This is a genomic window from Thermoanaerobacterium sp. R66 (genome assembly GCF_028895185.1).
Classification (GTDB): Bacteria; Bacillota; Thermoanaerobacteria; order Thermoanaerobacterales; family Thermoanaerobacteraceae; genus Thermoanaerobacterium.
Genome location: NZ_JAEUWW010000001.1, coordinates 2465668 through 2478199, shown reverse-complemented (window position 1 = coordinate 2478199; position 12532 = coordinate 2465668). Strand labels below are relative to the sequence as shown.

At 36.7% G+C, this 12532-nt stretch carries 13 protein-coding genes; all 13 read right to left on the bottom strand.

The window, feature by feature from the left end; all coding sequences use genetic code 11:
* Positions 1-210 precede the first annotated feature (210 nt).
* The gene (gene glmM, locus JJQ93_RS12520) at positions 211-1554 is read right to left on the bottom strand and encodes a phosphoglucosamine mutase (RefSeq protein ID WP_274894106.1); all 1344 of its coding nucleotides are present in this window, start codon (positions 1552-1554) and stop codon (positions 211-213) included.
* A 121-nt stretch (positions 1555-1675) separates the two neighbouring features.
* Positions 1676-2287 carry a lysophospholipid acyltransferase family protein gene (locus tag JJQ93_RS12515; RefSeq protein WP_274893981.1) on the bottom strand — a complete coding sequence of 204 codons (612 nt, stop codon included), beginning with the start codon at positions 2285-2287 and terminating at the stop codon, positions 1676-1678.
* A gap of 77 nt (positions 2288-2364) precedes the next feature.
* On the bottom strand, positions 2365-2916 hold the full coding sequence (locus JJQ93_RS12510) for a 2-oxoacid:ferredoxin oxidoreductase subunit gamma family protein (protein ID WP_085113600.1): 552 nt from the start codon (positions 2914-2916) through the stop codon (positions 2365-2367).
* Position 2917: 1 nt separating this feature from the next.
* A complete protein-coding gene (locus JJQ93_RS12505) occupies positions 2918-3667 on the bottom strand; it encodes a thiamine pyrophosphate-dependent enzyme (protein WP_085113601.1) in 750 nt (249 codons plus the stop codon).
* Entirely contained in the window at positions 3667-4731 is a 1065-nt protein-coding gene (locus JJQ93_RS12500; protein WP_274892590.1) for a 3-methyl-2-oxobutanoate dehydrogenase subunit VorB, read from the bottom strand. The genes JJQ93_RS12505 and JJQ93_RS12500 overlap by 1 nt, the downstream gene beginning before the upstream one ends.
* Positions 4732-4744: 13 nt before the next feature.
* The gene (locus tag JJQ93_RS12495) at positions 4745-4957 is read right to left on the bottom strand and encodes a 4Fe-4S binding protein (RefSeq protein ID WP_350494237.1); all 213 of its coding nucleotides are present in this window, start codon (positions 4955-4957) and stop codon (positions 4745-4747) included.
* Positions 4958-4971: 14 nt separating this feature from the next.
* Complete coding sequence (locus JJQ93_RS12490; RefSeq protein WP_274893976.1) at positions 4972-5646, bottom strand: hypothetical protein; 675 nt, start codon at positions 5644-5646, stop codon at positions 4972-4974.
* A 30-nt stretch (positions 5647-5676) separates the two neighbouring features.
* Positions 5677-6867, bottom strand: a complete 1191-nt coding sequence (locus JJQ93_RS12485; RefSeq protein ID WP_274893975.1) for a CdaR family protein — start codon at positions 6865-6867, stop codon at positions 5677-5679.
* Positions 6857-7690 carry a diadenylate cyclase CdaA gene (gene cdaA, locus JJQ93_RS12480; RefSeq protein ID WP_085113721.1) on the bottom strand — a complete coding sequence of 278 codons (834 nt, stop codon included), beginning with the start codon at positions 7688-7690 and terminating at the stop codon, positions 6857-6859. The genes JJQ93_RS12485 and cdaA overlap by 11 nt, the downstream gene beginning before the upstream one ends.
* A gap of 133 nt (positions 7691-7823) precedes the next feature.
* Positions 7824-8237: a universal stress protein gene (locus tag JJQ93_RS12475; protein WP_013787192.1), complete on the bottom strand. Its 414-nt coding sequence runs from the start codon at positions 8235-8237 to the stop codon at positions 7824-7826.
* 69 nt (positions 8238-8306) lie between these two features.
* A complete protein-coding gene (locus JJQ93_RS12470) occupies positions 8307-10457 on the bottom strand; it encodes a transglutaminase TgpA family protein (RefSeq protein ID WP_274893974.1) in 2151 nt (716 codons plus the stop codon).
* Positions 10423-11577, bottom strand: a complete 1155-nt coding sequence (locus tag JJQ93_RS12465; RefSeq protein WP_274893973.1) for a DUF58 domain-containing protein — start codon at positions 11575-11577, stop codon at positions 10423-10425. The genes JJQ93_RS12470 and JJQ93_RS12465 overlap by 35 nt, the downstream gene beginning before the upstream one ends.
* Positions 11570-12508: an AAA family ATPase gene (locus JJQ93_RS12460; RefSeq protein ID WP_274893972.1), complete on the bottom strand. Its 939-nt coding sequence runs from the start codon at positions 12506-12508 to the stop codon at positions 11570-11572. The genes JJQ93_RS12465 and JJQ93_RS12460 overlap by 8 nt, the downstream gene beginning before the upstream one ends.
* Positions 12509-12532 lie beyond the last annotated feature (24 nt).

The following is a 12532-nucleotide window of genomic DNA, read 5'->3' as shown; positions in this document are numbered from 1 at the left end:
TGGTCACCCATGGTTTTCCCGGTTTTTTATCGACCGCAGGAAGCCGCAGGGCATCCGCCGATAACTCGATTAACCCTGTCCTCGTCAACTTAGAGTTTCCCCTAAGTCCAGGCGCTTTTATTCAGTTGTGTGTTTCATGGGCATTCCCCCTTTCAAAGTATTTAATAATATTAATAAGGAAGTAATAATACCTCCTTTATTAATCATGCATTATCCTAACTTCTTTTCAATCAAATTTGCCAATTCTCTGGCCATTGATTCTATCTTCTCTTGATCTTTGCCTTCTACCATCACTCTTACTAATGGTTCTGTCCCTGAAGGTCTTATAAGGACTCGACCTTCTCCTTTCATCTCTTCTTCAAGTTTTTCTATCTCTCTTGCTATGTCTTCATCGTCCATGTATTTATATTTCAGCTCATTTTTTACTTTTGCATTTATCAAAACTTGCGGATATGAAACCATGACATTGGCCAATTGTGACATCTTTTTGCCGCTTTTAACGAGCAATTCAGCCACTTTTAAAGCGGTTATCTCGCCATCGCCTGTTGTGTTGTGATCGAGGAAAATTATGTGTCCCGACTGTTCACCGCCTATTGAGTATCCATTTTTCACCATTTCCTCTAAGACATATCTATCTCCAACTTTTGTCTTTACCACATCTATGCCATTTTGCTTTAATGCTATGTCTAATCCTATATTGCTCATAACCGTGACGACAACTGTGTTTTTATTTAGTTTCCCTGTATTTTTAAGATGTATACCACACATAGCCATTATGTGGTCTCCGTCTACAACATCGCCATTTTCATCAACTGCAATAAGCCTGTCTGCATCGCCATCGAAAGCAAACCCTACATCAGCACCCGTTCCAGCTACAATCTCCTGAAGCACTTTCGGATTTGTAGATCCACATTTGACATTTATTTTTTCTCCGTTTGGATGTGAACCGTATAATATCACGTCTGCCCCTAATTCGTGAAAAAGTATAGGTGCAACTGTGCTGCTTGCTCCATACGCACAATCTAAAACCACTCTAAGTCCCTTTAAATCACAATCTATAGTAGATTTCAAAAATTCAATGTAATCCCTCTGTGCGCTCTCACTTTCCACTACATTTCCAACATCCAATCCTGTAGGTGTTGGCAACTGGCTTTTTTCATTTGTTATCTTCTCTATTTTGTCTTCTACTTCATCAGGAAGCTTATATCCATCTTTATTAAAAAATTTGATGCCATTGTATTCAACAGGATTATGTGACGCTGAAATGACGACACCAGCATCTAATTTATAATGTCTTGTCAAATATGCAACAGCAGGTGTAGGTATGATACCAGCATCTATGACTTCTGCTCCAACAGACGTAAGTCCTGCCGTCAATGCGCTTTTTAGCATATCTCCAGATACTCTGCTGTCACGCCCTATTAAAATTTTTGGCCTTCTTGAACATTCCGTCAAAACATACGCACCAGCTCTTCCAAGCTCAAACGCAAGTTGTGGCGTAAGATCTTTGTTGGCAATCCCTCTTACACCATCTGTGCCAAATAATCTAGCCATAAAATCCATTCCTTTCAGTATCAAAAAATCATACGATAATATTTTATCACACTAATAGATCCAATGCAATTTACCGTAGGTATGCTTAATTCTATGAATAATTTAGCACAATCCCTCACAGCTATTTTAAATTCCGATTATTTATAAGGCTATTTAATGAATTTAACACTTCATGAGCCATTTTATCCAAGCAATCGCCTTTATCCATCAATACATCTGGGTATATGCTTTTACCTATCGTTACAGAAATCCTTCCTGCATGTGGAAGATACTCTCCCATAGGCAATACAACATCAGTTCCGCTTATACCTACAGGCACAATTGGGTATCCTGTTTTGCATGAGATATACATGGCACCTTTGTAAATTTTTATTACGCTTTTGTCAAGTGATATTCCTCCCTCTGGAAACAAAGCGATAGATCTCCCATCATCAAGCATCTTGATGGCTTTCTTTATTGCGTTTACATCTGCAGAATTTTTTTTGATAGGAATTGCTTCTAAGGCGTTTAAAATCAAATTCAAAATAGGTATCTTATACAAATCCTTGCTGGCTATGAAAAAAACTCTCCTATCGATGGCGTCCATAAGGACTACAGGATCTAATATGCTTTTGTGATTAGCCACAAATATACATGGTCCATCCGGCAAATCGCCTAACAAATCTACGCTGAGTCCAAAAAATAGGGATATAATCGCTAAAGTAATGACCTTAATAAAATAGTACAGAATCATTCATACCACCTATAATTATAATAGATAAAACAGAAAAAAAAGTTCTTTAAAAATGAAACCTCCACAATGGGAGGTTTTTATCTTACCACAAGCTGAGAAGCTATAAATTCTTTGCCTCTTTCGTATGCTTTTATATTTAAAGGTATGAGATTTTCTTTGCCTTCAAAAACCTTGCCAAACGCAGTTTTAATAGCAGCCTCACTGATCATGTTTTTTAAACCAATCAAAGCCCCAATCATGATTGAATTAGCCACTTTGAGATTTCCCAGTTGATTTGCAATATCATTTGTGGGAATTCTGTATACTTCAATATCCCTTCTTTTGTGTTCTATAGTAATCAATGAGCTATTTATAAGCAGCAATCCACCTTTTACAATATCTTGCTCATACTTTTCTAAAGAAGGCCTATTCATAGCAACAACTACAGTTGCCTCGTTTATTATGGGAGAACCTACTGGTTCATCAGATATGGTAACATGGCAGTTGGCTGTGCCTCCTCTCATCTCTGGTCCATACGACGGCAGCCACGATACGTTTTTTCCATCCATCATTCCTGCGTATGACATTATAAGCCCCATCGACATGATGCCCTGTCCGCCAAATCCTGCAAATATTATCTTTTCATTCATTTTATTTTTCCTCCTCTAAGGTGTTTTTGTATACACCTAATGGATAGTATTGCTCCATCTTGTCTTTTATCCATTTTAATGCTTCGTTTGGTGACATGCCCCAATTTGTTGGACAGCTTGACAGGACTTCTATCATTGAAAATCCTTTTTTGTCTATTTGGGCTTTAAATGCGTTTTTGATTGCTTTTTTGGCATTTAATACGTGTTTTACGTCATACACTGATACTCTTTCGATGTATGCTGCTCCTTCTAATGTTGATAGCATTTCACACATTTTTATTGGGTATCCGTTTGTTTCTGGTTTTCTTCCGTATGGGGTTGTGAGGGTTTCTTGCCCTATCAGTGATGTTGGTGCCATTTGGCCTCCTGTCATGCCGTATATGGCGTTGTTTATGAATATTACTGTTATGTTTTCTCCTCTTGCTGCTGCATGTACTGTTTCTGCTGTTCCTATTGCTGCTAAGTCTCCATCTCCTTGGTATGTGAATACTATTTTGTCGGGGTGTACTCTTTTTATGCCTGTTGCTACTGCTGGTGCTCTTCCATGGGCTGCTTCTTGCATGTCGCAGTTGAAGTATTCGTAAGCGAATACGGCGCATCCTACTGGTGCTACGCCTATTGCTTTGTCTAATACTCCTAATTCTTCCATTGCTTCTGCTACAAGTCTATGGACTATGCCGTGTGTGCAGCCTGGACAGTAGTGAAATGGCGCGTCTGTTAGTCCTTTTGTTTTTTGAAATACTACTGCCATTATTTTTTCCCCCTTATTTTCTTGATTTCTTCTAATATGGCCATGGGTTCCGGTACCATTCCTCCTACTCTTCCGTAGAAGTGGACTTCTTTTTGTCCGTTGACTGCTAATTTTACGTCTTCTACCATCTGTCCCATGCTCATTTCTATGGTTAGGTAGGCTTTTACGTGGTCTTTCGTTTTTTTGAATGGTTCTTCTGGAAATGGCCATAGTGATATGGGCCTTATTAAGCCTACTTTGATGTTTTCTCTTTTTGCTAATTCGATTACGTTTTTGGCGACTCTTGCTATTGTGCCGTATGCTACAAGTATTATTTCTGCTTCTTCGCAGTTTGTCATTTCGTATCGTACTTCTTCTTTTGCTGCTTTTTCGTATTTTTTGAATATTTCTATGTTGTGTTTTTCTAATACTTGTGGGTCTAATTCTAATGAGTTTATGATGTTTCTTTTGTTTCTTGTTCCCATGCCTGTTGTGGCCCATGGTTTTTCTTCTATTTTGTTTTCTTCTTTTTTTAGGATGTCAAAGTCTACTGGTTCCATCATTTGGCCTAACATGCCGTCTCCTAATATCATTACAGGGTTTCTGTATTTGTCAGCTATGTGGAATGCTTGTTGTACTAGTTCTGCCATTTCTTGTATTGTTGATGGTGCCAAGACTATGAGTTTGTAGTCTCCATGTCCTCCGCCTTTTGTGGCTTGAAAGTAGTCTGATTGGGACGGCTGTATTCCTCCTAATCCTGGTCCCCCTCTCATTATGTTGGCTATTACGCATGGTACTTCTGCTCCTGCTATATATGATATTCCTTCTTGCATCAGGCTTATTCCCGGGCTTGATGATGTTATAAGGACTCTTGCTCCTGCTCCTCCTGCTCCATATACCATGTTTATTGCTGATACTTCGCTTTCTGCTTGTAAGAATACTCCTCCTACTTCTGGCATTCTTTTTGCCATGTACGCTGTTACTTCGTTTTGTGGTGTTATTGGATATCCGAAATAATGCCTGCAGCCGGCTTGTATTGCAGCTTCAGCCAGTGCTTCGTTTCCTTTCATGAGTACTTTTGCCATATCTATCCCCCTCTTATTTTATAACTGTTATGACTGTGTCTGGACACATTATTGCGCAGAATCCGCAGCTTATGCATTTTTCTATATTTTCTTCTTTTATCATGGCAGGGTGGTACCCTTTTACGTTTAATTTGTCTTTGTCCATTTCTATTATGTGTTTTGGACATGCTTCAACGCATAGTTCGCAGCTTTTGCACAAGTTTTCGTTAAATATGACTTGCTTCAATTTCATCATCTCCATCATATTTTATTCCAAGGTGTTTTCATGTAAAGATCTATAGGAAAAACGTCATATCCCATATTTTTAAGCTTTTCAGCTACATCTTTCTTGGCTGCTGTCATCTTTATAGGAATGCCTGTCCTCCTTGATACGTCTTCCATTACTTCAATCCCTCTTATTACATCGTCTGCCGTCGTCTCGTACGACAGATGTGTGTTATTTACAAGATGCGTCACTTTTATTCTTGCCGCATTTTCTACAAGAGTCATGTACTTTATTGCAGATTCCGCATCTTTTGTAAACGGTCTGTTTATATTTATTACAAAAAGCACATCTACATCTTTCTCGGCTAATATATTGTGATATTGCCCAAATGCGATTGCTCCTGCATCATCGCCACCAATATCAAATACAGCATATTTTTCCTCGTCTTGTATAACGCTGTATATATCTCTTGATAATGCCGGCATATCTGCATTCATGTATTTTTCATCCACACCAATTACTCTTATGCCCCATCTATCTAAAAGCTCTTTTCTAACTTCTCTTGACCGAAAATATGGATTTACTATATCAAGATCTACTATGTCTACATCATATCCACATGTCTTTATATACCTTGCGTAATTTATGGCTATTTCTGTTTTACCTGTGCCATAATGCCCAAGAACTACGGTCAGTCGTTTAAAATCCATTTTGATCATCCTTTTATTATAAAATAAAGATCATTGAACATTGACGTCCACAGATTGTGGATTTACCTTGACTATTTTAAGATTCAAATTCGTCGTCACATTTACTGGCAATGTCTGTGTACCTGTAGTTGCATTTGTAGCATCTACATAAGCGCTAAAATCGCTGGAAGTAGCCGAATCTACTACATTTTCTGGGCCAGTGACAGTTACTACGATATTTGGATTTAAAATAGTGACATTTTTGTTGTCGCCACCTTTAACGTCTATGCTGCTTATAGTAATGTTATTTGTAACTATCTTTTCAATATCTATAAAAACTTTTGCGGTGCTATCGCTTTTCACAAGGCTAACGCCATTTGGAAGATCAAAAGGCACGCTTTCGGTGACAGACACATTCTTGCCCGATATGTCTATCTGCTTAGTGTCAACGCTTTTGATGGTGTTTAATACAGCATCATCTCCCGTCACATAAACGTACTCAGGCAAGACACTTACTTGTGCAACATCATATCCATCCATAGGTTTGCCAAATATCTTTGCATTCACAGGTACTCTTATGGCCTTGTTCACATCTATATCCACTTTAATATATCCGGGATTCACATCTACGCCTTTGACTTCGTTGCCATTTCTGTCCACCGGTTCAACAGGTACAGATATGCTTACATCCTTTGATTTATTAGCCATATCGACTTGTGCTACTACATCTTTTATCAAATTCACTTTGCTTTCAGGACCAGTAATCACTACTTCACCAGGAGTCGCCACAGCAGGCTTCATAGCAAAGCCATCCATTACAGCTCCATTGACCTTTACGTGCACCGGCATCTGCACCCTTGAAACTTTGTCTACATCAAGCTTTATCTCCGAAGGATTTGCAGAAACAAATGTCACATTCTTAGGAAGTGAACTTACTTCAACAGGCACGACATTTATCCCCTTTGTTATTATCCTGCTGACATCTGCTTCAACCTGTATGTCTGAAGGTCTTACATTCATCACATCACTTCTTCGACCTTTAATCCTGACTGTCACCGAGAAATTTTTATCTCCTATAATTGTCAATCCTTTCTTGTCAAGCGTATTGACATTCACTATATTTACAGGAATATTGCCTACATCATAAGATATCTCTGGGTTCTTCTCACCCATCACATAAAGCCACAATAAAAATGCTATTAAAACTGAAAGTATCTTTATAGGTAGATTTTTACTCAGCATGTTTATTCCCCCACTTGAACCAGTTAGAGCCTTTGCTGTCCTTAACTTTGAACATACTTAAAAGAACTTCTTTTAAAGTCTTTATATCCAAATGCCTTGATATTCTTCCGTTTTGAGCAAGTGATATAGTACCAGTTTCTTCTGAAACTATGACTGATACAGCATCTGACACTTCAGTCACACCTATGGCAGCTCTGTGCCTCGTGCCGAGCTCAGTGCTTAAATTTTGATTGTCAGTAAGTGGCAAAAAACATCCAGCGGCCATTATCCTATCGCCTCTTATTATAACCGCTCCGTCGTGAAGGGGGGTATTTGGTATAAATGTATTTATTAGAAGCTCACTGGATATTTTGGAGTCTAAAGATATGCCAGTTTCTATGAGTTCATTTAAACCAGTATTTCTCTCCAAAACAATCAAAGCACCTATTTTAGATCTGGACAAAAATTGGACAGCATCGCATATCTCGCTTATGACATCGGCTATATCCTGGACTTCATCGTTTATTATGAAAAAGTTTCTCTTAATAAACTCGCTTCTTCCGAGGGATTCTAAGGCTCTCCTCAGTTCTGGCTGAAATACTATTAAAAGTGCTATAACGCCAACAGTCATTGCATTGCTTAAAATATAATTGACTGTCCTAAGCTGCAGCCACTCGCTTAATTTTGTAAGTATTAAAAGAATTATAATTCCTTTAAATAGTTGCTCAGCTCTGGTTTTTCGTATGACTAATATAAGGCGGTACGTTACATAAGCTATTATCGCTATATCTACGATGTCATTTATCTTCATCGTCTTTATTATTTCTATAAGGCCATTGAACAAAAAGCTCACCTCTTGAGGCAAAATTGTAAACTAATATAATTTTAGTACTTGCTCATAATAATTATACACTAATAATTCCGAAAATCCTATAAACTTAGTATATTAAATAAAGAAAAAAGTCATAGAATGACTATTATTCTATGACTTCAACGATTATATTCTTCTCCTCAACCCGCTTTATGAGAGGATTTATCACATCTCCATGAATCAATACGTCAAAGGCAGATCTCAATGATTTACCTACTATTATCTCTGTAATATCGTTTTCAGCAGCAAATTCAGCTAAAGCATCTGAAATCTTCTTTCCAACCAATATGGATACTCTGCCACCTAATTTCTGAGCCATCTCAAAGAGTTCGACTAAGATCTTGTGTTCCTTCAAATCTTTATATATATCATTGTTTTTATTCACATACACAACACAAAATTCCCCATTTGTCTCTTTCGCCCTCTCTGCTCCTCTTTCAACAAGCCTTTGGCAGCTCTTTTGCGGAGTAACGCAAACCATAATTCTGCTTTTTACTCCGGGCTCGTAACTTAAAACCATCAGCAAGCCTCCTATCAGGAGAAATAATAACAACTCCAAATATATTATATATTCGATAACATATTAATGTCAATTAATCAAATCACCCGGTTTACTACCACTAAACTTTTTATGACCCATATTTTTCTTAAGATACTCCTTTATATATACGATATCTTCTTCTGACGGTTCTATGTTGCCATACACTAAATCATTATAAATTTTTGTAATCTTGTCGAAGTCGGAAAAGCCCATATCCAATATTCTATTTTGAAACTCTACAGTGGTTTCACTGTCATATCTTTTAAATCCTCTCCTTTTAAGCCTTTTTAAAATTTTATTGTAGTAGTATAAAAAGGCACTTCTCCTTGAACTATGATGTCTTTTTAATAAAACATATCTGATAGCTGCAAATATGGCTAATAAAAGAAGCAAAGCAACAAATAGTACCATTCTATGCGTATTTTTGTTGGATGTGTTGTTTTTTGACAAACTCCCTACAGGTTTATTTTGTACCGAATTTTGGTTGGCATTTGACTTGGTAATAGGAGCAGTGCTACTATCATTATTTTGCTGTACTGTTGACACATCGCTATTATTAACTGAAGATGCACCTGCATAAGTTTCTTGATAAATTGCCGTCGGCTCAAATGTCACCCATCCGCTGTTTTGAAAAGGCACCTCCACCCATGCATGTGCATAAGATTCTTTTATGTCATATTCACTGCCTAATACAGGTTGTGAAGGCATCTTAAATCCCACAACATATCTGGCAGGTATCCCTATTGTCCTAAGCATTATAACCATTGATGTTGCAAAGTATGTGCAATATCCTTGTTTTAAGTCAAAAAGGAAGTAATCAACAAAATCTCTTCCCTGTGGTGTATCAGGTACATCCAGATTGTATTTATAAGTATTTCTCAGGTACTGCTCGATAGCCTTTACTTTGTCATAATCGGTTTTCTTATCCTTTGTGATGTTTAATGCAAGCTCTTTCACCCTCTCTGGAAGATTAGAAGGATACTGCAGGTACATGCTCATGTCACTGCTATTTACTACCTTGTCCTTCTCCAGAAAGCTTGCACTTATTTCCGTCTTGTAATACTGTACTGTGTACCCGCTTTTCACATGTCTACCTGCTGTCGTCATGGCTAACGTACTTCTATCGTATATATTGCTGATATTTACATGGTAAGGCTGCCAAGGCGAAAAAATAATATTCGTATTCATTGCAACAGGGTAAATCTCCACGCTTTTTATCGTGTATTTAATATTTTTATCAAATTCCGGTTGGAAGTAATTATCCCTCCCAAAACTGTGCTGAACTACTGAATTAGTCCATTTATTGTTTTCATACGTATCAAACACTTCGCCTCTTAAGTACAGACTCTCATCAGCTTTTACCCTCATTACCACCTGATCGCTTACAGTTTCCGGTCCGCCTAAGTTTTGAGAAAATGAACTAAAATCTGTTGTAAAGCTATTTGCACCACTTGTACTCCCTATTCCATTTCTCCATGTCTTTGTAAATGGAAATGCATCGTAAAATTTATCATTTAATGTTTGCCACACAACAGGGTGGAAATTTTTCGGCACTGTGTATGCTATAGCCGTGCTTATAGATGAAAATAAAATTGCAATAGCCAAAAGGCTTGCGATGGAAGCCTTTCCATTTCCCGCTTTTTGATAGTTGATTACTGACATGTTTATAAAACTTGCTGCTACATAGAATACTAAAAAAGCGTATGCTTTGTCTACGTAATTGTACCACTGAAAAACTAATACAAATATGCCAAACAGCATAGTCAAAAAATAACTTTTTAAAATCCTGTTTAAAAAAGTAATAACAAGCGAAATCAAAAAAACACTCAATAAGACTGTTGTAAAAAAGTATCTGTTTGTCAACTGATTAAATCCTTCAGGCCAGCTTGACTCACTCATGTATATATAAAGCCAATTGACGTATTTATCAATTTCTAATACGACTTTTGTAAGCACATCTTTTCTCATGTAAAAATAATACAAATCAACTAATATAAAAGTAGACAAAAAAGTGACTACAAGCTGAGGTCTTTTTAAGAAAATAGTCAAAAGCGCCACAAACGCCAAAGTCAAAGAAACTACTTCTACAATGTCCACTTTAAAATTCAAACCAACAAATACCGAGAGAGACAGAATTACTGTCAACAAAGACGTCATAATATACTCAATTATGTTGAACTTCCATGTGTACACTTTCATACATATCTCTCCAAGATGTTATTTTTATCCCTGAATTTCCCAGTCTATTTTTCGTTTTTTCATCCAATCTATCTTTGTTGGTATAAAAGATTGCGATGTTTTGATTAATATTGATTTGAGACAAAGCCGCCAATAATTTTTCATCGATAGATGGAGTAACAATAGCCATCGTAAAATCTCGCGGAAGTCCACTTACGTACTCAAGCAATTTTCTGTCAAAATCTATTTCATAAATAGGAAATAATTTTAAAGTCCAAAATTTAATTATACTAAAATCCTTTACTCTGCTACACTGTGCTAACGGCTTATTCGTCTCATAATCAACAAGTCGTACAGGGATCCCGTTTGTAAGACAATATTTTGCCAGTGAAAGCACACACTCTGCCGTCATCTCATCTATATTTCCGTCATCTGCCTTATAGTGATTTTTGTATAAATCCCACAAAATATTAACTTCACTTAAAGCTGTGTATTGGTACTCTTTTACATATAATTTTTGTAATTTTGCTGATATTCGCCAATGAATCTTTTTAAGACTATCTCCATCCACATATTCTCTTAAATTCGCCAAATTTGTGTAGTCTTCAAACTGCTTAGCCCGGCTCGCAAATCCACCCACATCTGAAGCTAAGGGTAAATCAAATGGGATATCGTATGCCTTAGGATACACCACTATATTATATTGTCTATTGACCGTCTTCTTCATTTGAAATATGCTGAAAGGATCCTTTACTTTTATTACAATCGGGCCAACAGTATATATCCCTCTTTTTTTAAACAAAACGTTTCTTTTAATAACTTTTTTCTGAAATGAATTCAAATTTGTAGCAATAGGAAAAAATTTTCTATTATTTTCATCAATTGATACAAATGCCAGCGGCAAAAAAAATTTATTTTTGATCTTAATACTGTACTTGATTTTATCGTCAACATTGATTTCAGTACTGTCAATATCGATTTCTATTGATATTGATAAAATGGCTATCGCGGCATATAAAAAACTTAGCGACAACAAAGCCACATTTACAAAGAAAATATAATACAGTATTTCACCGCTGGTAAAAATCGCAAAAAGAAAAGAAATAATGGTAAATGACAATAATAAAATGAAATTACGCATACTTTTTTACCACCGGAACTTTAGCCGTATTTAAAATGTCTTTTATGACGCTTTTTTCATCTATGTTATTAAATCTCATCTCGTTTTTTAATATTATCCTGTGAGACAAAACTGGCACACATAAATATTTTACATCATCAGGCAATACGTAAGTGCGCCCTTCTATAAACGCCTTTGCTTGGGCCGCTTTCATCAAATTTAAAGCCGCTCTCGGACTTGCACCTAAAAGTACCATATCTGAATTTCTCGTCTTGTTTACTATGTCTATAATATAATTCAATATGTTGTCATCAACATATACAGATTTTACTTCATCTTGCATCTTCAAAATCTCTCTAATTGATACTACTGATTTCAAATCTTCCAGTGGATCTAAAGCTTCAAACATCTTAAGCATGTTTATTTCGTGCTTCATATCTGGATACCCTAAGCTTATTCTAATCATAAATCTGTCTAACTGTGCTTCTGGTAATCTGTATGTCCCATCGTACTCAATCGGATTTTGCGTGGCGATTACCATAAATGGCCGAGGTAAATGGTAAGTATTCCCGTCAACAGTAATCTGCCTTTCTTCCATAGCTTCTAAAAGACTTGATTGCGTCTTGGGAGATGTTCTGTTTATTTCGTCTGCCAGAAGAATTTGGCTCATTATAGGTCCTTGTTTAAATTCAAAGACACCTTTTTCAGGATTATATATAGAAACTCCAATAACATCTGACGGCAATAAATCCGGCGTAAATTGAATCCTCTTAAAATCCGCACTTATGGATTTAGCCAATGCCTTTACTAATGATGTCTTCCCAACTCCAGGAACATCCTCTATAAGAACATGTCCACCAGATAAGAGCGCTATAAGGACAAGCTTTACTTCTTCAGCTTTGCCTACTATAACTTTATTTACGTTATCAATAATTTTATTTATGATCTCCATAATTCCTCCATCGTTTCAAATAAA

Excerpts from the sequence above, each read along its gene's own strand:
- glmM (WP_274894106.1), bottom strand. The coding sequence starts at position 1,554 with ATGGCTAGATTATTTGGCACAGATGGTGTAAGAGGGATTGCCAACAAA.
- JJQ93_RS12515 (WP_274893981.1), bottom strand. The coding sequence starts at position 2,287 with ATGATTCTGTACTATTTTATTAAGGTCATTACTTTAGCGATTATATCC.
- JJQ93_RS12510 (WP_085113600.1), bottom strand. The coding sequence starts at position 2,916 with ATGAATGAAAAGATAATATTTGCAGGATTTGGCGGACAGGGCATCATG.
- JJQ93_RS12505 (WP_085113601.1), bottom strand. The coding sequence starts at position 3,667 with ATGGCAGTAGTATTTCAAAAAACAAAAGGACTAACAGACGCGCCATTT.
- JJQ93_RS12500 (WP_274892590.1), bottom strand. The coding sequence starts at position 4,731 with ATGGCAAAAGTACTCATGAAAGGAAACGAAGCACTGGCTGAAGCTGCA.
- JJQ93_RS12490 (WP_274893976.1), bottom strand. The coding sequence starts at position 5,646 with ATGGATTTTAAACGACTGACCGTAGTTCTTGGGCATTATGGCACAGGT.
- JJQ93_RS12485 (WP_274893975.1), bottom strand. The coding sequence starts at position 6,867 with ATGCTGAGTAAAAATCTACCTATAAAGATACTTTCAGTTTTAATAGCA.
- JJQ93_RS12475 (WP_013787192.1), bottom strand. The coding sequence starts at position 8,237 with ATGGTTTTAAGTTACGAGCCCGGAGTAAAAAGCAGAATTATGGTTTGC.
- JJQ93_RS12470 (WP_274893974.1), bottom strand. The coding sequence starts at position 10,457 with ATGAAAGTGTACACATGGAAGTTCAACATAATTGAGTATATTATGACG.
- JJQ93_RS12465 (WP_274893973.1), bottom strand. The coding sequence starts at position 11,577 with ATGCGTAATTTCATTTTATTATTGTCATTTACCATTATTTCTTTTCTT.
- JJQ93_RS12460 (WP_274893972.1), bottom strand. The coding sequence starts at position 12,508 with ATGGAGATCATAAATAAAATTATTGATAACGTAAATAAAGTTATAGTA.